Here is a 21,127-nt window from a genome sequence, read left to right as displayed (position 1 = left end):
TTTTTGTTGCCCGGCAGTCCGGATCAGGACTGCGGCGGCACGTAGCCCTGCGCCTGGTCGGCACCCTCGCCGAAGAAATACTTCTCGGTCTGCTTGAGCAGGTACTGGCGCGCGCGCGCATCGGCCATGTTCAGGCGGTTTTCGTTGATCAGCATGGTCTGGTGCTTGAGCCAGCCGGCCCAGGCTTCCTTGGACACGCTCTGCCAGATCTTCTTGCCCAGTTCGCCGGGCAGCGGCGGGAAGTCGAGACCTTCGGCTTCCTTGTTCAGCTTGATGCAATGGACCGTGCGGGCCATGGGGACTCCTTGGAATGTTCGTGAGAGCTTCGGCGCTGGCGCTATTGTAGCCAAGCAGGGCGGCCGGCCGCGGCGCGCCGGCGATTGTCCCTACGGCGTCACAGCTTTTTCATCAGCACCATCGACTTGCGCTGCCAGTTGTAGAGCTTGCGCTTGTCCTCGGGCAGGTCGTCGACCGTGGCGTGGACGAAACCGCGCTTGAGGAACCAGTGCTCGGTCCGCGTGGTGAGCACGAACAGCCGCTCCAGCCCCAACGCACGGGCGCGGCGCTCGATGCGCTTGAGCAGGCGCTCGCCGTCCCCGGTGCCCTGGGCTTCCGGCGATACCGTCAGGCACGCCATCTCACCCATGTTCTCGCGCGGATAGTCGTACAGCGCGGCACAGCCGAACAGCACGCCGTCGTGCTCGATCACCGAGAAGTTGCCGATATCGCGCTCGATCAGGTGGCGCCCGCGCGGCACCAGCGTGCCGTCCTGCTCCAGCGGCGCGATCAGCTGCACGATGCCGCCGACGTCGTCCAGCGTGGCCTCGCGCAGGCTCTCCAGGTCGGTGTCGGACAGCATGGTGCCGACGCCGTCGTGCAGGAACAGCTCCAGCAGCACCGCGCCGTCGAGCGAGTAGGGAATCAGGTGCGCGCGCGGCACGCCGCCCTTGAGCGCCTTGACCAGGTGCTGCAGGTAGTTGGCCACGTCGGGGGGCAGGTGGTTGTTCTGCAGCCGCTCCACCGCGGTGCGCAGGGACATTTCCTGCATCATCTTGCCGACCGGGTCGGGCACGCCCGGCACCTCGGTGATGAAGATCAGCTTGTCGGCCTTGAGCGCCGTGGCGGTGGCGCTGGCCACGTCTTCCATCGACAGGTTGAAGGCCTGGCCGGTGGGCGAGAAGCCCAGCGGCGACAGCAGCACCACCTTGCCGTGCGACAGCGACATGCGCACGGATTCGGCGTCGATCTTGCGCACAAGGCCGGTGTGCTGGTAGTCGGTGCCGTTGACGATGCCGACCGGGCGCGCGGTGACGAAGTTCCCGGAGATCACCGACAGCTGGGCGCCGGCCATCGGCGTGTTGGGCAGGCCCTGGCTGAACGCGGCCTCGATGTCCAGGCGCAGTTCGCCGGCGGCTTCCTTGGCGCATTCGAGCGCGGCGTTGTCGGTGACGCGCACGCCGTCGACGAATTGCGACTCGACATGGCGCAGCGCCAGCTGCTCTTCCACCTGCGGGCGCGAGCCGTGCACCAGCACGATCTGCATGCCCATGGCGTGCAGCAGCGCGACGTCATTGACCAGCGCGTTCAGCACGCCCGACTTGACCAGTTCGCCGGCGAAGGCGATCACGAAGGTCTTGCCGCGGAAGGCATGGATATACGGCGCGACCATGCGCAGCCAGTCGACGAACTGCTGGTGGTCCGGGCCGCTGCGATCCAGATCGGCGGTGACGGGCACGGGAGAGGTCGGCGCGGGGGCAGGCAGTTCGGCCGTGGCGCGGGACTCCGCCTGCGCCTCGGCGGCGGAGGAGGCCGGGGCGGCAGAAGAAGCGGGAGCGGAGGCAGGCGCCGTCTGCGGCGCGTCGGTTCTGGCGTTCATCCCGCGGATTATAATCCCGGCCAATGTCAGAACAACGCCCCGTCAAGCCCAAACCACCGGCCGCGCCGCGCCAGCGCGCGGGTGCCGGTCAGCCCGTTTCCCCAGCCCAGTCCCGCCCGGCGCCCGGTCCGGCCCGGCAGCCGCAGGCGGGCCCGGCCCGGCCCGCCGGTGCGCGGCCGGCCACCGAGGGCGGCCAGCGCCCGCCGCGTGAAGCCCGCCCGCCGCGGCCGCCGCGTGCGCCGCGCCCGGTCAACCCGCTGCCGCCGATCACCTTCCCCGAATCGCTGCCGGTATCGGCCCGCCGCGATGAGATTGCCGCGGCGCTGCTGGCCAACCAGGTGGTGATCGTTTCCGGCGAGACCGGTTCCGGCAAGACCACGCAGCTGCCCAAGATCTGCCTGTCGATCGGGCGCGGCCCCGGCCGCGAGGGCGGGGGGCTGATCGGCCACACCCAGCCGCGCCGCATCGCCGCCACCTCGACCGCCAAGCGCATCGCGCAGGAGCTCGGCACGCCGCTGGGCGAGCACGTGGGCTACCAGGTGCGCTTCAACGACACCATGTCGTCGGGGGCGTCGGTCAAGCTGATGACCGACGGCATCCTGCTTGCCGAAACGCAGAACGACCCGTTGCTGCGCGCCTACGACACGCTGATCATCGACGAGGCGCACGAACGCAGCCTCAACATCGACTTCCTGATCGGCTACCTGCGCCAAATCCTGCCCAGGCGGCCGGACCTGAAGGTCGTCATCACCTCGGCCACCATTGACGCGCAGCGCTTTGCCCGGCATTTCGCCACGGGCGACAAGCCGGCGCCGGTGATCGAGGTCAGCGGCCGGCTGTATCCGGTGGAGGTGCGCTACCGCCCGATCGCCGACGACGCGCCCGCCGCCGGCGCGCCGCGCAGCCCGCAGGCGCGCGAGCGCGACCTGTACGACGGCATCGTCGATGCCGTCGACGAGCTGTGCCGCGCCGGCCCCGGCGACGTGCTGGTATTCCTGCCCGGCGAGCGCGAGATCCGCGAGGCCGCCGAGGCGCTGCGCAAGCACCACCCGCCGCATACCGAGATCCTGCCGCTGTTCGCGCGGCTGTCGGTGCAGGAGCAGGAGCGGGTGTTCAAGCCGTCGAATGCGCGGCGCATCGTGCTGGCGACCAACGTCGCCGAAACCTCGCTGACGGTGCCGGGCATCCGCTACGTGGTCGATACCGGCCTGGCCCGTGTCAAGCGCTACTCGTATCGCAACAAGGTCGAGCAGCTGCAGGTCGAGGCGATCTCGCAGGCCGCCGCCAACCAGCGCGCCGGCCGCTGCGGCCGGGTGGCCAACGGCATCTGCATCCGGCTGTACGAGGAATCCGATTTCGCCGGGCGGCCGCGCTTTACCGACCCCGAAATCCTGCGCTCGTCGCTGGCCGCGGTGATCCTGCGCATGAAGGCGCTGCGGCTGACCGATATCGAGTCGTTCCCGTTTATCGAGCCGCCCCTGGGCCGCGCGGTGGCCGATGGCTACCAGCTGCTGCAGGAACTGGGCGCGGTCGACGACGCCAACCAGCTGACCGGCACCGGCCGCCAGCTGGCCAAGCTGCCGCTCGACCCGCGCGTGGCGCGCATGATCCTGGCCGCACGCGAACACCACTGCCTGCGCGAGGTGCTGATCATTGCCAGCGCGCTGTCGGTGCAGGACCCGCGCGACCGCCCGCAGGAAGCGCAGGAGGCCGCCGACCAGGCCCATCGCAAGTTCATGGACGAGAAGTCCGAGTTCCTGGGCTGGGTCCGGCTGTGGAAGTGGTTCGAGGACGCGGTCGCGCACAAGAAGTCCAACCGCCAGCTGCAGGACCAGTGCCGCGCGCATTTCCTGTCGCACCTGCGGTTGCGCGAGTGGCGCGACGTGCATTCCCAGCTGCTGACCACCGTGACCGAGCAGGGCTGGCGCCTGAACGACAGCGAGCCGACCTACGAGCAGGTGCACAAGGCGCTGCTCACGGGTTTGCTCGGCAACGTCGGCTGCCGCATCGAGGATGGCGACGGCAAGGGCCGCGAATACCTGGGCGCGCGCGGCATCAAGTTCCACCTGTGGCCGGGCACGCTGATCGCGCGCAAGGTCGGGCGCTGGGTGGTCGCCGCCGAGCTGGTCGAAACCAGCCGGCTGTTCGCGCGCACGCTGGCGCGCATCGAGCCCGAATGGCTGGAGCAGGTGGGCCGCCACCTGCTCAAGGTCAGCTGGAGCGATCCGCACTGGGAAAAGAAGGCCGGCCAGGTGCTGGCGCTGGAGCGCGCCACGCTGTACGGGCTGGTGGTCTACCAGCACCGCCGCGTGCACTATGGCCCGATGAACCCGCGCGAGGCGCGCGAGCTGTTTATCCGCCGCGCGCTGGTTGAGGGCGAGTTCGACACGCGCCTGCCGTTCTACGCGCACAACCAGCGCCTGGTGCGCGAGATCGAGAACCTGGAACACAAGTCGCGGCGCCAGGACGTGCTGGTCGACGATGAGCTGATCTACGCCTTCTACGACCGCGCGATCCCGGCCGACATCTGCCAGCAGGCCACTTTCGAGCAGTGGTACCAGGCCGAAAGCGCCAACGACCGCAAGCTGCTGTACCTGAACCGCGACGAGCTGATGCGGCACGAAGCGGCCGGCATCACCACCGACCTGTTTCCCAAGACCATGACGGTGGCCGGCGTGGACATGGGCCTGACCTACCACTTCGAGCCCGGCAGCCACCGCGACGGCGTGACCCTGACCGTGCCGCTGTACGCGCTCAACCAGGTGCGTCCCGAGCGCGCCGACTGGCTGGTGCCCGGCATGATCAAGGAGAAGGTGCACCTGCTGCTCAAGTCGCTGCCGCAGAAGCTGCGCCGCCACTGCGTGCCGCTGCCGGACTATGCCGCGGGCTTTGTCGCGCGCCAGCCGTTCGGCGAAGGCGAGCTGCTGGACGTGCTGATCGCCGATATCCGCGAGCAGACCGGCACCATGGTCCGGCGCGCGGACTTCAAGCTGGAAACGCTGCCCGCGCACCACGCCATGAACTTCAAGGTGATCGACGAGCACGGGCGCCAGCTCGACATGGGCCGCAACCTGGCCCAGCTGCGCGCCGAACTGGGCGGGCAGGCGCAGCAGTCGTTCCAGCGCGTGGCCGCGCAGGCCGCGGCCGACGCCGCAGCCCAGGCCCCTGGGCAGGCCCCGGAGACGCCGGCGCTGGCCGCGGCCGAACCCGGCAAGTACGAAGGCCTGACCGGCTGGAGCTTCGGCGAGCTGCCGGAGCTGCTCGAGATCCGCAAGGGCAGCCAGACGCTGTTCGGCTATCCGGCCCTGGTCGACCGCGGCACGCACTGCGACGTCGAAGTCTTCGACGACCCGCAGGAAGCGGCCCGCATCCACCACCTGGGGCTGCGGCGGCTGTTCGCGCTGCAGCTGCGCGAGCAGGTCAAGTTCATCGAGAAGAACATTCCCGGCCTGCAGCAGATGGCGATGCAGTACATGACCCTGGGCACGCAGGAAATGCTGCGCGAGCAGATCGTGATGCTGGCGCTTGAGCGCGCCTGCATGCAGGCACCGCTGCCGCGCAACGACGCTGAATTCAACGCCCGCAAGGACGAAGGCCGTACCCGGCTGTCGCTGCTGGCGCAAGAGATCGCGCGGCTGGTGGGCGCCATCCTGGCCGAATACGCCGGGCTGCCGCGCAAGCTGCTGCAGGCCAAGCCGTTCCCCGGGGCCTACGCGGACATGGAGGCGCAGCTCGGCCGGCTGATGGGCAAGCGCTTTATCGACGACACCCCGTACACGCAGCTAGTCCATTTCCCGCGCTACCTGAAGGGCATCGCCATGCGCGTGGACAAGCTCAAGGGCGATCCGGCCCGCGACAGCCAGCGCATGCAGGAGATGGCGCCGCTGGTGCAGCAGTGGCAGCGGGCCGAGAAGCAGCTGCGCACCCAGGGCCGCGGCGGCGAGGACGCGCGGCTGGAGGAATTCCGCTGGATGCTGGAAGAACTGCGCATCGCGCTGTTCGCCCAGGAGTTGCGCACGCCGGTGCCGATGTCGGTCAAGCGGCTGCAAAAGGTATGGGAATCGATGCAGCGCTGAGGGCGGCGCGCCGGTACGGCAGGGAATGGTCGTGCCGGCGCAACAATCTGCCAAATTCTTGTCTTCGGTCAGCCGCGACGTCAGCGGAATTAGCCGCCCAAACGTTAGAATCGCCGATTCAGTTCTTCTTGTAGCGGGTCTTATGTTCGCATTGCGGCGATGGTTGGGTGGTGGGATCACGGTAGGCGCGCTGGCGCTGGGCCTGATGGCGGCACCGGCTTCGGCGGAAGTGGTGGTGATCCTCAATTCGGGTGATGCCACCGTCACGCTGATCGACAAGGACACCCAGAAGGTGCTCGACACCTTCCCGATCGGCAAAGAGCCTCACCACCTGATCGCCACGCCGGACGACAAATCGCTGATCGTCGCCAATGCGGTCGGCAACGACCTCGTCTTCCTGGATCCGGTCACCGGCAAGGTCCAGCAGCGCGTGCCCAATATCGACGACCCTTACCAGATCGGCTTCTCGCCGGACCAGAAGTGGTTTGTCGCCACCGGCAACCGGCTCGACCGCGTCGACGTGTACCGCTGGGATGGCAAGGCGCTCAAGCTGGCCAAGCAGTATCCGCTGGCCAAGACCCCCAGCCATATCGCGTTTACCGCCGACAGCCGCATTGCCTTCATCACGCTGCAGGACTCCAACGAAATCGCTGCCATCGACCTGGTCACGCAGAACGTGATGTGGCGCATGGAAACCGGTTCCGCGCCGGCGGGGATCTGGGTCACGCCGGACCAGAAATACCTGCTGGTCGGCATGACCGGTGCCGACTACGTCGCCGTGATCGACTGGCGCACCCGCACCGTGGTCAAGCAGATCCAGACTGGCAAGGGCGCGCACAACTTCCGCGCCGTCGGCGACCGGCGCCACCTGTTCCTCAGCAACCGCGTCACCGGCAGCATCAGCATCATCGACCAGCAGACGCTGAGCAAGGTCGGCGACATCACCGGCCTGCCGCCGGGCCCGGATGACATGGAGCTGACCGCCGACGGCAAGACCCTGTGGGTGACCTTCCGCTGGGCGCGCTCGGTCGGGCTGGTCGACGTGGCCAGCCGCAAGCTGGTCAAGACCGTGCGGGTCGGGCGCTCGCCGCACGGCATCTATTTCCGCACGCGCGCGCCGCTGTACTGACGCGCACGCAGGGCAGGGCAGGGACCATGGCACCGATCCAGGCATTGCGCCCCGCGGCGCTGGTCAAGGGGCTGGTCAAGGGGCTGGCCGCGCTGGCGCTGGCCTGCGGCATGCCGCTGGCGCAGCACGCCGCCGCCGCGCAGGACGCCAGGGCGTGCCCGGCCGGTACGCTCTACCTGACCTTCGACACCGGCAGCATGAGCCAGGCGCAGCTGATCGCCGACACCCTGCGGCGCCACCATATCCGCGCCACGTTCTTCCTGGCCAACGAGCCGACGGTGCGCAACGACAGTTCGCTCGACCCGTCATGGGCCCCGTACTGGAAGTCGCTGGTGGCCGACGGCCACGTCTTCGGCACGCATACCTTCGATCATGTCTACCTGCGCAGCGTGCGCGCCGGCAAGGTCACCATGCGGCCGCAGTTCGGCCCGCACGCGGGCAAGGACGTGGCCATGGACCAGGCCGGCTTCTGCAAGGAATTGCGGCGCAGCGCCGAGGCCCTGCGCGGCATGACCGGTGCCGGCATGGTGCCGCTGTGGCGCGCCCCGGGCGGCCGCACCGCGCCGCAGACGCTGCAATGGGCCGAGCAATGCGGCTTCCGCCATGTCGGCTGGGCGCCCGCGGGCTTCCTGGGCGATGAGCTGTCGTCGGAACGCTATCCGAATGCCGTGCTGCTGCAGCGTGCGCTGGCCGGCCTGCGCGACGGCGATATCGCCATGGCGCACCTGGGCATCTGGTCGCGCCAGGATCCCTGGGCGCCGGCGGTGCTCGAGCCGCTGCTCACCGGCCTGGAACGCAAGGGCTTCTGCTTCGCCACGCTGCGCGAACACCCGGCCTATCGCGACTGGATCGCGCGGCCCATCGGAACACAGGAGGGCGCACGCTGATGTGGGAGACGCTGAACGGCTGGATCGGCCAGATCGAAGGCACGCTGTTCCAGGACGTGGTGCTGCCCGTGGTCTATGACCTGGGCTTTGGCCGCTACGCCGAGGAAGCCTTCACCGGCACCGAATGGCTGCTGGTGGGGCTGGTGCAGATTGCGGTGATGGCGCTGATCCTTGGGCCGCTGGAGAAGTGGCGCCCGGTCGAAGCCGTGGCCGACCGGGCCGCCATCCGCACCGACATCCTGTACACCGTGATCCATCGCCTGGGCCTGTTCCGGCTGGCGATGTTCTTCCTGCTGGCGCCGCTGACCGACGCGCTGGAAGGACACCTGCGGCTGATGGGCTGGCACCGCATCAACGTGGAAGACTGGTGGCCGGGCGTGACGTCGGTGCCGCTGGTCAGTTTCTTCGTCTACCTGCTGCTGTTCGACTTGCTGGATTACTGGTATCACCGGCTGTCGCACTCGTTCCGCTGGTGGTGGCACCTGCATGCGGTGCACCACAGCCAGCGCCAGATGACCCTGTGGAGCGACAACCGCAATCACCTGCTGGACGACATGCTGCGCGACCTCGTGTTTGCGCTGGTGGCGCTGGGCGTGGGCGTGGAGCCGTCGCAGTATGTGATGCTGGTGGCGCTGTCGCAGCTGCTGCAGAGCCTGCAGCATGCCAACGTCCGGATGCATTTCGGCACGATCGGCGAACGGCTGCTGATCTCGCCGCGCTTTCACCGTACCCACCACGCCGTCGGCATCGGCCACGAAGCCGACGGCGCGCCGTCAAAGCTCGGCGGCTGCAACTACGGCGTGATCTTTCCCTGGTGGGACATGCTGTTCGGCACCGCGGTCTTTACCGAGACCTATCATCCCACCGGCATCCGCGACCAGCTGCCGCCGCCGGTGGGCAAGGGCCACGATTACGGCGCGGGCTTCCTGGCCCACCAGTGGTACGGCATCAAGCGGCTCCTGCGGCTGCGTTGAACGCCGCAAGCGCTGCGCACAGCGGCGCTGGCGGCGCATTCGAGGCCATCCTCCAGCGGCGGCGGACGCCGCCGCGCCATGGCGGCAAGTGTCGTATGCTAGTGTTCCGGGTTGCCGCCGGCCCGTCACCCCGCTGACCAGGCCGGCTCCCCGCGATTTCCTGTCTTGCCTTCGACTGCATGAACGATATCTTCCGCTCGTTTGGCCGCGCGCTGGTCAGCCAGCTGCATCCCCGCATGCTGATGCTGACCGTGCTGCCTTTCGTCCTGGCCACGCTGCTGTGGGGCGGCCTGCTCTGGTGGGGCTGGGATCCCATCATGGGCGCCACGCGCAGCTTCCTCGAAACCTCGGTCCTGACCAGCTGGATCTACAGCGCGCTCGACTGGTTCGGGCTGCAATCGTTGCGCTCGGTCGTGGCGCCGCTGTTCGTCGCCGCGCTGGCGATCCCGCTGGTGATCGCCTCGATGCTGATGTTCATCGGCGTGTTCTCCGTGCCGGCGGTGGTGCGCCACCTGGAGCGCAGCTACCCGGACCTGGCCAAGTCCCATGGCGGCAGCGTGCTGGGCAGCGTGTTCCATTCGCTCGGCAGTACCGCGGTGTTCCTGGCGCTGGTGCTGGTAACGCTGCCGCTGTGGCTGATCCCGCCGTTCTTTGCGCTGATTCCGCCGGTGCTGTGGGGCTGGCTGACCTACCGCGTCATGACGTATGACGCGCTGGCCGACCACGCCAGCGCCGAAGAGCGCAAGGCCCTGGTGCGGCGCCATCGCACGCCGCTGCTGGTCATCGGGGTGGCCGTGGGGCTGCTGGGCTCGGCGCCGACGCTGCTGTGGGTGTCGTCGGCGGCGGTGATCTTCCTGTTTCCGTTCGTGCTCGCCGGCACGCTCTGGCTCTATGTGCTGATCTTTATTTTCTCGGCGCTGTGGTTCGGCCATTTCTGCCTGCGCGCGCTGGCGCAGCTGCGGGCCGAACGCGCCGCCGTGCCGGCCCGGCCGCCTGCCGCCCCGCCGTCGGGCGGCGACGTGATTGACCTGGCGCCGCACGACGTGCGCCGCATCGAAAATTCCTGAAGCGAGGGCAATATGGGTTTCGGCCTGATCGTCATTGGCGACGAGATTCTGTCCGGGCGGCGTGAAGACAAGCACCTGCGCCGCACCATCGAACTGCTGGGCGCACGCGGCCTGGCGCTGGACTGGGCCGAGTACGTCGGCGACGACCGCGCGCGCATCACCGCCACGCTGCGCCGCACGCTGGCCGGTCCTGACGTGGTGTTCTGTACCGGCGGCATCGGCGCCACGCCGGACGACCACACGCGCCAGTGCGCGGCGGCGGCGCTGGGCGTGCCGCTGGTGCTGCATCCCGAGGCGCGCGAGCTGATCGCGCTGCGTATTGCCGAGACTGCCGGCGGCGACCCGGTCAAGGGCGACCTGACCCTGCCGGAGAACCAGCACCGCTTCAAGATGGGCGAGTTTCCCGAAGGCGCGCGCATCATCCCCAACAGCTATAACCGCATCCCCGGCTTCTCGGTCGGCCACCATCATTTCATGCCCGGCTTCCCGGTGATGGCGTGGCCGATGATGGAGTGGGTGCTGGACCACGACTATGCGCACCTGTTCCACCAGGCGTCGCAGCAGGAGCGGGCCTTCTACGTGTTCGAGGCGCCGGAGTCGACGCTGACCCCGCTGATGGAGAAGGTCGAGGCGGCGCATCCTGGCATCCGCGTGTTCAGCCTGCCGTCGGTCGGCGACGTGCAGCGCGGCGACCGCTTCGCACGCCGCCATATCGACCTGGGCGTCAAGGGCCCGGCGGAACTGGTGGGCCCGGCCTATGCCATGCTGCTGGCGGGCGTGCAGTCGATGGGCTTCGAGACCGTGGAACAGCCGGCGCGCCAGGCGGCACAGGCGTAGGCGTTGCCGCCGGGCAAAAGAGAAGGGGCAGCCTTGGCTGCCCCTTTGCATTCAGCTACCGGCGGAATCAGGCGCCATGCCAGGGCAGGCCGCGCACGCACCAGCCCTCGACGGTCTTGCGGTGGTGATGATCGTCGCGGTTGCCTTCAAAGCCCTCGAGCACGTCCATGGCGAAGCGGTAGCCGGCCTCGGTGGCCACCCGCGCCGCGTGCTTGGAGCGCGCCGCGCTGCGGCACAGGAACAGCACCGGCACGTCGGACGGCACGCGCGCGCGCAGTTCCTCGATAAAGCGCGCGTTCTGCGCGCCGCCCGGGTAGGACATCCATTCGACATGGGCGAACTGGGCATCCGGCACGTCGACGCCGCCAACCCAGTCCAGTTCGGCCTGCGTGCGCACGTCCACCAGCACGGCGGCAGGGTCGTTCTGCAGCAGGGCGTAGGCTTCCTGCGGCGTCAGCGCGCCGAAGTACGGCAACTGGTTTTGTTCCTGGCGCTGGTGGGCGGCCTGGAGGAGATCGTCTCGGGTGGTCATCGGCGTGACAAATTGAATGGGTGGAATTCGTGGCGCGGGGGCCGCAACCCGTTATTCTATAGCGCCGCGGTTGCGGGGCGGTGGATGCGCGAGCCTGGCAGGTCAGGCAGGCGCCGTCAAAGGGCGGAATCGGACCGATTTTGGTGCGAGCGCACTAATGCGGTGCGGCCTCTTGATGTTTGCACCATGATGGTGTTTCCTGAGACAGGCCAGAAGGCTGGCTGGTGTCGCGGAGGCGCCACATGGCAGTTCGGCGACGGGCAACGCGTTTTCGTTGCCGGCCGGCATGGTGCGCGATTCGCCGGAGTTGCACAATTTTCGGGCCCGTCGTCGCAAGGGGCGTTTGATTGGCACGCTTTCTGCTAACATCCGTCGTCCTTTCGCGGCGAGGCCAGTCAGGCGCGGCAACGATGCAGCGGCGCCGCTGGCGACAGTCCCAAGAATTGGCTTTCACAGACATTTGCCGAATACCCAGGAGATTGGCATGGCCCACAGCGTTGCAGACGTGATGAAGCTGGTGAAGGAAAACGACGTCAAGTTCGTCGATTTCCGCTTCACCGATACCAAAGGCAAGGAGCAACACGTGTCCGTGCCCGTGTCGCACTTCGATGAAGACAAGTTCGAGAGCGGCCACGCTTTCGACGGCTCGTCGATCGCCGGCTGGAAGGGTATCGAAGCTTCCGACATGCTGCTGATGCCGGATTCGAACACGGCCCACATCGACCCGTTCTATGAAGAGCCGACGCTGGTGCTGTCGTGCGACGTGATCGAGCCGTCGGACGGCAAGGGCTATGACCGCGACCCGCGTTCGATCGCCAAGCGCGCCGAAGCCTACCTGAAGAGCACCGGCCTGGGCGACACCGCCTTCTTCGGTCCGGAGCCCGAGTTCTTCATCTTCGACGGCGTGACCTGGAACGTCGACATGCAAGGCTGCTTCGTGAAGATCCATTCCGAAGAAGCCCCGTGGTCGTCGGGCAAGGAATTCGAGCACGGCAACGCCGGCCACCGTCCGGGCAAGAAGGGCGGCTATTTCCCGGTTGCCCCGATCGACACCTTCCAGGACATGCGTTCGGAAATGTGCCTGATCCTGGAATCGCTGGGCATCCCCGTTGAAGTCCACCACCACGAAGTGGCTGGCCAGGGCCAGAACGAAATCGGCACCAAGTTCAGCACGCTGGTGCAGCGCGCCGACTGGACCCAGCTGCAGAAGTACGTGATCCAGAACGTCGCGCACACCTACGGCAAGACCGCCACCTTCATGCCGAAGCCGGTCGTCGGCGACAACGGCTCGGGCATGCACGTGCACCAGTCGGTGTGGAAGGACGGCCAGAACCTGTTCGCGGGCAACGGCTACGCCGGCCTGTCGGAATTCGCGCTGTACTACATCGGCGGCATCATCAAGCACGCCCGTGCGCTGAACGCCATCACCAACCCGGGCACGAACTCGTACAAGCGCCTGGTGCCGGGCTTCGAGGCTCCGGTCAAGCTGGCCTACTCGGCCCGCAACCGTTCGGCTTCGATCCGCATCCCGTATGTGGCCAACCCGAAGGGCCGCCGCATCGAGACCCGCTTCCCGGATCCGCTGATGAACCCGTACCTGGGCTTCTCGGCACTGCTGATGGCCGGCCTGGACGGCGTGATGAACAAGATCCACCCGGGCGAAGCCGCCGACAAGAACCTGTACGACCTGCCGCCGGAAGAAGACGCAAAGATCCCGACCGTGTGCTCGAGCCTGGACCAGGCACTCGAGTACCTGGACAACGACCGCGAGTTCCTGACCCGTGGCGGCGTGTTCTCGAACTCGATGATCGATGCCTACATCGAACTGAAGATGGAAGAAGTCACGCGTTTCCGCATGACCACGCACCCGGTCGAGTTCGAGATGTACTACTCGCTGTAAGCAGCCCGCGCCCGGCCATGACGCAGGTTGTGACCGGGCAACAGTTGCACCACAAGGGGGCGGCTTCGGCTGTCCCTTTTTGCTTTGCTCGCTAGAATGGGGAATCCGATCCTGTCTCGATCCCTCCCTGTTCTAACCTGACGCCATGCCCATGGATGCTTCTTCCCGCACGGCCTGCCGGACACCCGCCATGCCCCGTTTCGTGCACCAAAGCCAACGCCGATTCCCCGTTCTGGTGAGCGCTGCGGCGCTGGCACTGACACTGGGCGCGTGGGCGGGGCCGTCCCTGGCGCAGTCTTCGGATGTCTATGTCTGCACCGGGCCCAATGGCGTGCCGGAATACCGCAACGGCAACGCCGGCAAGGGCTGCAAGAAGCTGAACCTGCCTGAAGTCGTGACGGTGCCGGGCGGGCGCGTCGCCGCTCCGTCCAGGAGTGCCGGCAGCAGCGCCGCCACCACCGGCAGCACCAGTTTCCCGCGCGTGGACAGCGCCACGCAGAGAAGCCGCGACAGCGAGCGCCGGACCGTGCTGACGCAGGAACTGCAGGCCGAGGAGGCCAAGCTTCAGGCGCTGCGTGCCGAATACAACAACGGCCAGCCGGAGCGCCAGGGCAACGAGCGCAATTACCAGAAATACCTCGACCGCACCGCGGCGCTGCGCGACGACATCGCCCGCAGCGAGGCCAACGCGGCATCATTGCGGCGCGAGCTCGGCAACCTGAAGGACTAGTCTTATGCGTCGCCTGATTCGCGGAGTGTCACGCAAGGCCGGCAGTGCCGATGGGGCGCGGGCCGAGCCGTCCGCGGCGGAGCCGGCGCCGCCCGAAGCCGGCGCGCGCGTGCTGAGCATCGGCGCGGCGGCGTTCCATGCCGGCCTCGACGTGGTCGCCAATCCGGTGCTGCTGGTACGCCAGCCGGGGCTGCGCGTGGTGTACGCGAATCCGGCCGCCGAGGCCACCTTCGGCGTGTCGCGCAAGGGCATGGTCGAACTGACGCTGCCCGACCTGTTCGGCAAATCCGATGAGCTGCACAACATGCTCGACACGGTGGTGACGCGGCAGTTCGACGTGCGCCGGCAGGACCTGATCCTGCATCCGCCGCTGCAGGATCCCATCCACGTGCACGTGGTGATCGCCGCGCTCGAGGCGGTCAGCGACACCGTGGTGGTCGAGATCCTGCCCAACGAGCAGAAGGTGCGCAGCGACCGCGAAGAGCGCATCCTCGACCTGACCTCGGCCAACAAGGAGCTGATCCGCAACCTTGCCCACGAGATCAAGAACCCGCTGGGCGGCATCCGCGGCGCGGCGCAGCTGCTGGAGTTCGAGCTGCCCGAGCGCTCGCTGCGCGAGTACACGCAGGTCATCATCAAGGAGTCGGACCGGCTGCAGACGCTGGTCGACCGGCTGCTGGAGCCGCACCGGCATCCGCATATCGTATCGAGCCTGAATATCCACGAGGTGCTCGAGCGCGTGCGCTCGGTGGTGCTGGCCGAGTTTCCCAACGGGCTGGAGATCGTGCGCGACTACGACGCCAGCCTGCCCGAGCTGCGTGGCGACATGGAGCAGCTGATCCAGGCGGTGCTCAACATCGTCCACAACGCGGCGCAGGCGCTGGCCGACCGCATCGCACGCGGCGATGCGCAGATCGTGCTGCGCACGCGCATCGCGCGGCAGGTCACGATCGCCAAGCGCCTGTTCAAGCTGGCATTGGACTTGCATGTGATCGACAACGGCCCGGGCATCCCCGAAGACATCCGCGAACGCATCTTCTATCCGCTGGTATCGGGCAGGGATGGCGGCAGCGGACTGGGTCTCACACTCGCTCAAACCTTCGTGCAGCAGCACGAGGGCTTGATCGAATGCGAGAGCAGGCCGGGCTGTACCGACTTCCGTATCCTGCTGCCGCTGCACTAGCCTTTGCCGGCGTCCGCAAGCGCGTGCACCGACGTGGCCAGGGCATGCGGAAGACCAACTGACACCGAGCAGACAAGCGACGCACATGAAGCCGATCTGGATAGTCGACGACGATCAATCAATCCGCTGGGTCCTGGAAAAGGCCCTCGCCCGTGAAAGCCTGCTCTCGCGCAGCTTCACCAATGTGCGGGACGCGCTGGCCGCGCTCGAGGAAGACCAGCCGCAGGTGCTGATATCGGATATCCGCATGCCCGGCGGTTCCGGCCTGGACCTGCTGCAGGCCATCAAGGCGCGGCATCCGGGCCTGCCGGTCATCGTGATGACGGCGTACTCCGACCTGGACAGCGCGGTGGCGGCGTTCCAGGGTGGCGCCTTTGAATACCTGGCCAAGCCGTTCGATGTCGACAAGGCGGTCGAGCTGATTCGCCGCGCGCTCGAAGAAAGCCTGCGCGAAGAAGAAATGGACGACCGCCTGGTCGACGCGCCCGAGATCCTCGGCCAGGCGCCGGCGATGCAGGACGTGTTCCGCGCCATCGGCCGGCTGTCGCAATCCAACGTGACGGTGATGATCACCGGCGAGTCGGGCACCGGCAAGGAACTGGTCGCGCGCGCGCTGCACAAGCACAGCCCGCGCGCCAACGGCCCGTTCATCGCGCTCAATACCGCGGCCATTCCCAAGGACCTGCTCGAGTCCGAACTGTTCGGCCACGAGCGCGGCGCCTTCACCGGCGCGCAGACCATGCGCCGCGGCCGCTTCGAGCAGGCCGAGGGCGGCACGCTGTTCCTCGACGAAATCGGCGACATGCCGTTCGACTTGCAAACGCGGCTGTTGCGCGTGCTGTCCGATGGCAACTTCTATCGCGTCGGCGGGCACAACCCGTTGCGCGCCAATGTGCGGGTCATCGCCGCCACGCACCAGAACCTGGAGCTTCGCGTCAAGGAAGGCCTGTTCCGCGAGGACTTGTTCCACCGCCTGAACGTGATCCGGCTGCGCCTGCCGCCGCTGCGCGAGCGCCCGGAGGACATCACGCTGCTGGCGCGCCATTTCCTGCAGAAGAGCGCCAAGGAGCTTGGCGTCGAACCCAAGCGCATGTCGGACGAGGCGCTGGCCTACGTCAGCACGCTGCCTTTCCCCGGCAACGTGCGCCAGCTGGAAAACCTGTGCAACTGGCTCACGGTGATGGCGCCGGCGCAGACCATCGAGGTCAAGGACCTGCCGCGCGAAATGCTGGAGGCTGGCACCAGCGAGCCGGTCAATGCGCCGCGGCCGGAGCGAGCGCCCGACCTGCGCGCGGCCGAGTATGACGGCGCCCAGGATCTGGCCGACTATGGCGGGTTTGCGGTGCCGGTGGCCGAGGCCGACACGGCCACGGCGGTGCGGGCCGCACCGGCCGCATCCGTGGTCCAGGTTCCGGCACCGGCACCGGCGGCCGCCGGATGGGAAAGCCTGCTTGCCGGCGAGGCGCGCGCCATGCTGGAGGCCGGCCAGCCCGAAGTGATGGACCTGCTGACGCGCCGGTTCGAAAAGGCGGTGCTGGAGGCCGCGCTGGGCGTCACCCGCGGGCGCCGCGTCGAAGCCGCGACCCGGCTCGGGATCGGACGCAATACCATCACGCGCAAGCTGCAGGAGCTCGGCTTCGACTGAGCCGGCACTGGTTGCGCGCAAGAAAAAAACCGGCCGGGGATACCTCGGCCGGTTTTTTCTTTCGGGCGGGCTCAGCCGCGCGCTGCAATCAGCCGTTGCGCCATCTCCGCAAAACCCTCGCCGCCAGCGGCAGCCGTGATGTAAGCCGGCGGCACGGGCAACTGCGGCAGGATCTCCCGCACATTGGCCACGCCGACAGACAGCGGGAAATGCGCAAACATGCTGGCATCGTTGGCCGAATCCCCGATAAACAGCCACTGGTCGCGCCGCGCATCCAGGTCCTCGCCCAGCAGCTCGGCCACGCACAGCTTGCTCATCGACAGCTTGTCATGCTGGCCGAACCAGCCGTTGACATGAATCGAACTGACGGTGGCGGTCATGCCGGCCTCGCGCATCAGTGCGGCAATACGCGCGACGGCCTCCTCGGGCAGCGGCACCACGTCTTCGGCATGGTCGATGGCCAGGTCGGCGGCATGCCAGGCCTGGTCCGAGGCCAGCGCGCAGCCGGGCACCTCGTGCAGAATGCGCTCGCCCAGTGCGTGGATGCGCTCGAGGTTGCGCGCGCGCGTGGCGGCGTCGTCGAGGAAGCGGGTCTGCAGCCGGCCGTGGTGCAGGTGCGAGTAGAACGCGCCGTTTTCGCCGATGATGGCATCGACCGGCCACAGCCGCGTCAGGATCTCGGCCCAGGCGATGCAGCGTCCGGTCACCGGGATCACATGCAGGCCGGCCCTGCGCAGGCCATCCAGAGCCAGGTAGGTCGAGGCCGGCAACCGCCCGTCGGTGGTCAGGGTGCCGTCGATGTCGGTCAGCACGCCGCGCACGGGACGCAGCGCCGTATTAGAGAGCTTGTTCAGGGATTGCATGGCGGGCCATTGTAACCGTGGATCTGCGGCCAAGTTCGTTTATTGCACTGCAAAAAGCAGTGCGCCGGCCATACTGGTGAATCTGCTGATTTGCTTGCGCAGGTGCGACCGGCGTAACATGCCGCTGTCACAAAAAAATCACATGCTGTCGGATTTCGACTGACTGCAACAGACAGGCCAAGGAGGGCTCTCGATGTCCGTATCCCGTACCGTGCTCAAACTCGCCGCGCTGGCTGCCCTGACCGGGGCCGGCAGCGCGCACGCCGCCGTTGAAATCCAATGGTGGCACGCCATGCAGGGCGCGCTGAACGACAAGGTGAACGAAATCGCCAACAAGTTCAACGCCAGCCAGTCCGAATACAAGGTGGTGCCGGTCAACAAGGGCAATTACGACGAGACCCTGGCGGCGGGCATCGCCGCCTTCCGTGCCGGCGGCGCGCCGGCGATCCTGCAGGTATTCGAGGTCGGCACCGCCACCATGATGAGCGCCAAGGGCGCGATCAAGCCGGTGTCGACCGTGATGAAGGACGCCGGCGAGAAGTTCGACCAGAAGGCCTACATCCCGGCGGTGGCCGGCTACTACACCTCGTCCAAGGGCGAGATGCTGTCGTTCCCGTTCAACAGCTCGACCACGGTGTTCTACTACAACAAGGACGCCTTCAAGAAGGCGGGCCTGGATCCGGAAAAGCCGCCCAAGACCTGGCCGGAGGTGATGCAGTACTCGGCCAAGCTGAAGGCCTCGGGCACCAACTGCGCCTATACCACCGACTGGCAGGGCTGGGTCCACCTGGAAAGCTTCTCGGCCTGGCACAACACGCTGTACGCCACCAAGAACAACGGCTTCGGCGGCACCGATACGCGCCTGGTCTTCAACAGCCCGCTGCACGTCAAGCACATCGCCAACCTGCAGGACATGGTGAAGAAGGGCTACTTCAGCTATGGCGGGCGCAAGGCCGAATCCCAGGCCAAGTTCTACAACGGCGAGTGCGCCATGTTCACCGGCTCGTCGGCGACGCTGGCCAATGTCCGCAAGAACGCCAAGTTCGCGTTCGCGGTGGCGCAACTGCCGTATTACCCGGACGTGCAGGGTGCCCCGCAGAACACCATCATCGGCGGCGCCTCGCTGTGGGTGATGGGCGGCAAGAAGCCGGAAGAGTACAAGGGCGTGGCCAGGTTCTTCAGTTTCCTGTCGCGCCCGGAGATCCAGTCTGACTGGCACCAGGCCACCGGCTACCTGCCGGTGACGATGGCCGCTTACGAGATGACCAGGAAGTCGGGCTTCTACGACAAGAACCCGGGTGCCGACGTCTCGGTGCAGCAGATGGTGGTGAAGACCACCGACAAGTCGCGCGGCGTGCGCCTGGGCAACATGGTGCAGATCCGCACCGTGGTGGACGAGGAACTGGAAGCCGTCTGGGCCGGCAAGAAGGAGCCCAAGGCAGCGCTGGACTCGGCCGTGGCCCGTGGCAACGATCTGCTGGAGCGCTTCCAGAAGACCGCGCGCGAATAAGCGCGGGCTGACAGCAAGCTGATGGGAAAGGGCGGGCGGCGGCGAAACCTCCGCCCGCTTGCATTGTGGCCGGCCGCATCGGGCCAGCCGCAACGCCGTACCTAGAACGATGCCGCGACCCGCGGCGTCCGCCGGAATCCGTTTATGGAAAAACGCGTCGTTTTCCGCTCGCCGTGGCTGCCGTATCTGCTAGTTTTGCCGCAGATCGCGATCACGCTGATCTTTTTCTTCCTGCCCGCGGGGCAGGCGTTGTACCAGTCGATGCTGCAGCAGGATGCCTTCGGCATCAACCTGGATTTTGTCGGCCTCGATAACTTCCGCATGCTGTGGAATGACCCGCTGTATGTGGAGTCGTTCCAGACCACGGCGGTCTTTGCCATCGGCGTCACCGTGGTGGGCCTGACCACCGCGCTGGCGCTGGCGTATTTTGCGGATCGCGTGATCCGTGGCGCGGTGGGCTACAAGACCCTGCTGATCTGGCCGTATGCGGTGGCGCCGGCGGTGGCGGGGGTGCTGTGGATGTTCATGTTCAACCCGACGCTGGGCGTGGTCTCGTACGCGCTGCGCAAGATGGGCGTGGAATGGAACTTCCTGCTCAACGGCAACCAGGCGCTGCTGCTGGTGGTGCTGGCCGCGGCCTGGAAGCAGATCAGCTACAACTTCCTGTTTTTCCTGGCCGGGCTGCAGAGCATCCCGCGCTCGCTGATCGAGGCCGCCGCCATCGACGGCGCCGGTCCATGGCGGCGTTTCTGGTCGATCATCTTCCCGCTGCTGTCGCCTACCACTTTCTTCCTGATGGTGATCAACGTCGTCTACGCGTTCTTCGACACCTTCGCCATCATCGACGCGGTCACGCACGGCGGCCCCTTCAATTCGACCAACACGCTGGTCTACAAGGTCTTCCATGACGGCTTCCGCGGCATGGATATCGGTGGCTCGGCCGCGCAATCGGTGGTGCTGATGGTGATCGTGATCGCGCTGACCGTGGTGCAGTTCCGCTACGTCGAACGCAAGGTCCAGTACTGACGGAGGCAGCCATGGTAGAACGACGTCCCTTCCTTGATTTCCTGACCCACGCGGTGCTGATCCTCGGCATCGTCATCGTGGTGTTTCCCGTGTACCTGACCTTCGTCGCGTCGACGCTGACCGCCGAAGAAGTGCTGGACGCGCCGATGACGCTGATCCCCGGCAGCCACCTGATCGAGAACTATCGCACCGTGCTGTTCCAGGGCGTGGGCGAGGCCGCATCGCCGGTCTCGACCATGATGAAGAACAGCCTGATCATGGCGCTCGGCATCGCGCTGGGCAAGATCGCGATCTCGATCATCTCGGCCTTTGCCATCGTCTATTTCAAGTTCCCGCTGCGCAAGACTTTCTTCTGGCTGATCTTCATCACGCTGATGCTCCCGGTCGAGGTGCGGATCCTGCCGACCTACAAGGTGGTGTCGGATCTCGGGCTGCTCGACAGCTATTTCGGGCTGACCATTCCGATCATTGCGTCGGCAACGGCGACCTTCCTGTTCCGGCAGTTCTTCCTGACCATTCCCGATGAGCTGGCCGAGGCCGCGCGCATCGACGGCGCCGGGCCGCTGCGCTTTTTCTGGGACGTGGTGCTGCCGCTGTCGCGCACCAGCATCGCCGCGCTGTTCGTGATCCAGTTTATCTACGGCTGGAACCAGTACCTGTGGCCGCTGCTGATCACCACGCAGAAGTCGATGACGCCGGTGGTGGTGGGCGTGACCCAGATGATCTCGCGCTCGGGCGATGCCGCCACCGACTGGAACCTGGTGATGGCCACGGTGATGCTGGCGATGATCCCGCCGGCGGTGGTGGTGGTGCTGATGCAGAAGTGGTTCGTCAAGGGCCTGGTCGAAACCGAAAAATAAGCGGAACAACAAGGCGTGGCGCGCCACCCGCG

The 21,127-nt window shown here is 67.0% G+C and carries 17 protein-coding genes; 13 read left to right on the top strand and 4 right to left on the bottom strand.

The genetic code is table 11. From position 1 onward, the window contains the following. Positions 1 to 23: 23 nt before the first annotated feature. On the bottom strand, positions 24 to 296 hold the full coding sequence (locus tag RALTA_RS09105) for an oxidative damage protection protein (protein WP_012353145.1): 273 nt from the start codon (positions 294 to 296) through the stop codon (positions 24 to 26). A gap of 98 nt (positions 297 to 394) precedes the next feature. Then, positions 395 to 1,876 (bottom strand): amino-acid N-acetyltransferase, encoded by a 1,482-nt coding sequence (gene argA, locus RALTA_RS09100; protein WP_012353144.1) that lies wholly within the window; start codon positions 1,874 to 1,876, stop codon positions 395 to 397. A 23-nt stretch (positions 1,877 to 1,899) separates the two neighbouring features. Between argA and hrpA the strand changes: the two genes are divergently transcribed. The 6 genes from hrpA (at position 1,900) to RALTA_RS09070 (ending at position 10,846) form a co-directional block, all read left to right on the top strand. Next, positions 1,900 to 5,952 (top strand): ATP-dependent RNA helicase HrpA, encoded by a 4,053-nt coding sequence (gene hrpA, locus RALTA_RS09095; RefSeq protein WP_012353143.1) that lies wholly within the window; start codon positions 1,900 to 1,902, stop codon positions 5,950 to 5,952. 142 nt (positions 5,953 to 6,094) lie between these two features. Further along, a complete protein-coding gene (locus RALTA_RS09090; protein ID WP_012353142.1) occupies positions 6,095 to 7,081 on the top strand; it encodes a YVTN family beta-propeller repeat protein in 987 nt (328 codons plus the stop codon). Between the two features lie 26 nt (positions 7,082 to 7,107). Then, complete coding sequence (locus tag RALTA_RS09085) at positions 7,108 to 7,968, top strand: polysaccharide deacetylase family protein (protein WP_012353141.1); 861 nt, start codon at positions 7,108 to 7,110, stop codon at positions 7,966 to 7,968. After that, positions 7,968 to 8,942 (top strand): sterol desaturase family protein, encoded by a 975-nt coding sequence (locus tag RALTA_RS09080; protein ID WP_012353140.1) that lies wholly within the window; start codon positions 7,968 to 7,970, stop codon positions 8,940 to 8,942. The genes RALTA_RS09085 and RALTA_RS09080 overlap by 1 nt, the downstream gene beginning before the upstream one ends. A 179-nt stretch (positions 8,943 to 9,121) precedes the next feature. Beyond that, complete coding sequence (locus RALTA_RS09075) at positions 9,122 to 10,009, top strand: EI24 domain-containing protein (protein WP_012353139.1); 888 nt, start codon at positions 9,122 to 9,124, stop codon at positions 10,007 to 10,009. A 12-nt stretch (positions 10,010 to 10,021) separates the two neighbouring features. Then, positions 10,022 to 10,846: a competence/damage-inducible protein A gene (locus tag RALTA_RS09070; protein WP_012353138.1), complete on the top strand. Its 825-nt coding sequence runs from the start codon at positions 10,022 to 10,024 to the stop codon at positions 10,844 to 10,846. 67 nt (positions 10,847 to 10,913) lie between these two features. On the opposite strand, the gene RALTA_RS09065 is transcribed toward RALTA_RS09070, so the two are convergent. Then, the gene (locus tag RALTA_RS09065) at positions 10,914 to 11,378 is read right to left on the bottom strand and encodes a rhodanese-like domain-containing protein (RefSeq protein WP_012353137.1); all 465 of its coding nucleotides are present in this window, start codon (positions 11,376 to 11,378) and stop codon (positions 10,914 to 10,916) included. Between the two features lie 484 nt (positions 11,379 to 11,862). On the opposite strand from RALTA_RS09065, the gene RALTA_RS09060 reads away from it, so the two are divergent. From RALTA_RS09060 to ntrC, 4 genes are all read left to right on the top strand, one after another. Beyond that, entirely contained in the window at positions 11,863 to 13,278 is a 1,416-nt protein-coding gene (locus tag RALTA_RS09060; protein ID WP_012353136.1) for a 3-hydroxylaminophenol mutase, read from the top strand. 151 nt (positions 13,279 to 13,429) lie between these two features. Continuing rightward, positions 13,430 to 14,008 carry a hypothetical protein gene (locus RALTA_RS09055; protein ID WP_041232153.1) on the top strand — a complete coding sequence of 193 codons (579 nt, stop codon included), beginning with the start codon at positions 13,430 to 13,432 and terminating at the stop codon, positions 14,006 to 14,008. A 4-nt stretch (positions 14,009 to 14,012) separates the two neighbouring features. Continuing rightward, a complete protein-coding gene (gene glnL / locus RALTA_RS09050; RefSeq protein ID WP_012353134.1) occupies positions 14,013 to 15,191 on the top strand; it encodes a nitrogen regulation protein NR(II) in 1,179 nt (392 codons plus the stop codon). Positions 15,192 to 15,276: 85 nt separating this feature from the next. Next, positions 15,277 to 16,836, top strand: a complete 1,560-nt coding sequence (gene ntrC / locus RALTA_RS09045) for a nitrogen regulation protein NR(I) (RefSeq protein WP_041232152.1) — start codon at positions 15,277 to 15,279, stop codon at positions 16,834 to 16,836. Between the two features lie 71 nt (positions 16,837 to 16,907). Here the strand turns inward: ntrC and RALTA_RS09040 are convergent, their stop codons facing one another. Continuing rightward, positions 16,908 to 17,699 (bottom strand): HAD-IIB family hydrolase, encoded by a 792-nt coding sequence (locus tag RALTA_RS09040; protein WP_012353132.1) that lies wholly within the window; start codon positions 17,697 to 17,699, stop codon positions 16,908 to 16,910. A 193-nt stretch (positions 17,700 to 17,892) separates the two neighbouring features. Between RALTA_RS09040 and ugpB the strand changes: the two genes are divergently transcribed. From ugpB to ugpE, 3 genes are all read left to right on the top strand, one after another. Then, positions 17,893 to 19,209 carry a sn-glycerol-3-phosphate ABC transporter substrate-binding protein UgpB gene (gene ugpB / locus RALTA_RS09035; RefSeq protein ID WP_012353131.1) on the top strand — a complete coding sequence of 439 codons (1,317 nt, stop codon included), beginning with the start codon at positions 17,893 to 17,895 and terminating at the stop codon, positions 19,207 to 19,209. 144 nt (positions 19,210 to 19,353) lie between these two features. Then, on the top strand, positions 19,354 to 20,235 hold the full coding sequence (gene ugpA, locus RALTA_RS09030) for a sn-glycerol-3-phosphate ABC transporter permease UgpA (RefSeq protein WP_012353130.1): 882 nt from the start codon (positions 19,354 to 19,356) through the stop codon (positions 20,233 to 20,235). Between the two features lie 11 nt (positions 20,236 to 20,246). Continuing rightward, positions 20,247 to 21,095 (top strand): sn-glycerol-3-phosphate ABC transporter permease UgpE, encoded by an 849-nt coding sequence (gene ugpE, locus RALTA_RS09025; RefSeq protein ID WP_012353129.1) that lies wholly within the window; start codon positions 20,247 to 20,249, stop codon positions 21,093 to 21,095. Positions 21,096 to 21,127: the final 32 nt, after the last annotated feature.

The organism is Cupriavidus taiwanensis LMG 19424 (assembly GCF_000069785.1).
Lineage (GTDB): Bacteria > Pseudomonadota > Gammaproteobacteria > Burkholderiales > Burkholderiaceae > Cupriavidus > Cupriavidus taiwanensis.
Note: the sequence above shows the minus strand (reverse complement) of the source record. Positions and strands in the feature narration are given on the sequence as shown.

What these genes read in the sequence shown, in the direction of transcription:
- RALTA_RS09040 (WP_012353132.1), bottom strand. Translation starts at nt 17,699, where the DNA reads ATGCAATCCCTGAACAAGCTCTCTAATACGGCGCTGCGTCCCGTGCGC.
- RALTA_RS09070 (WP_012353138.1), top strand. Translation starts at nt 10,022, where the DNA reads ATGGGTTTCGGCCTGATCGTCATTGGCGACGAGATTCTGTCCGGGCGG.
- RALTA_RS09060 (WP_012353136.1), top strand. Translation starts at nt 11,863, where the DNA reads ATGGCCCACAGCGTTGCAGACGTGATGAAGCTGGTGAAGGAAAACGAC.
- argA (WP_012353144.1), bottom strand. Translation starts at nt 1,876, where the DNA reads ATGAACGCCAGAACCGACGCGCCGCAGACGGCGCCTGCCTCCGCTCCC.
- RALTA_RS09065 (WP_012353137.1), bottom strand. Translation starts at nt 11,378, where the DNA reads ATGACCACCCGAGACGATCTCCTCCAGGCCGCCCACCAGCGCCAGGAA.
- ugpE (WP_012353129.1), top strand. Translation starts at nt 20,247, where the DNA reads ATGGTAGAACGACGTCCCTTCCTTGATTTCCTGACCCACGCGGTGCTG.
- RALTA_RS09075 (WP_012353139.1), top strand. Translation starts at nt 9,122, where the DNA reads ATGAACGATATCTTCCGCTCGTTTGGCCGCGCGCTGGTCAGCCAGCTG.
- RALTA_RS09090 (WP_012353142.1), top strand. Translation starts at nt 6,095, where the DNA reads ATGTTCGCATTGCGGCGATGGTTGGGTGGTGGGATCACGGTAGGCGCG.
- RALTA_RS09105 (WP_012353145.1), bottom strand. Translation starts at nt 296, where the DNA reads ATGGCCCGCACGGTCCATTGCATCAAGCTGAACAAGGAAGCCGAAGGT.
- hrpA (WP_012353143.1), top strand. Translation starts at nt 1,900, where the DNA reads ATGTCAGAACAACGCCCCGTCAAGCCCAAACCACCGGCCGCGCCGCGC.
- RALTA_RS09055 (WP_041232153.1), top strand. Translation starts at nt 13,430, where the DNA reads ATGGATGCTTCTTCCCGCACGGCCTGCCGGACACCCGCCATGCCCCGT.
- glnL (WP_012353134.1), top strand. Translation starts at nt 14,013, where the DNA reads ATGCGTCGCCTGATTCGCGGAGTGTCACGCAAGGCCGGCAGTGCCGAT.
- RALTA_RS09085 (WP_012353141.1), top strand. Translation starts at nt 7,108, where the DNA reads ATGGCACCGATCCAGGCATTGCGCCCCGCGGCGCTGGTCAAGGGGCTG.
- ugpB (WP_012353131.1), top strand. Translation starts at nt 17,893, where the DNA reads ATGTCCGTATCCCGTACCGTGCTCAAACTCGCCGCGCTGGCTGCCCTG.
- ugpA (WP_012353130.1), top strand. Translation starts at nt 19,354, where the DNA reads ATGGAAAAACGCGTCGTTTTCCGCTCGCCGTGGCTGCCGTATCTGCTA.
- ntrC (WP_041232152.1), top strand. Translation starts at nt 15,277, where the DNA reads ATGAAGCCGATCTGGATAGTCGACGACGATCAATCAATCCGCTGGGTC.
- RALTA_RS09080 (WP_012353140.1), top strand. Translation starts at nt 7,968, where the DNA reads ATGTGGGAGACGCTGAACGGCTGGATCGGCCAGATCGAAGGCACGCTG.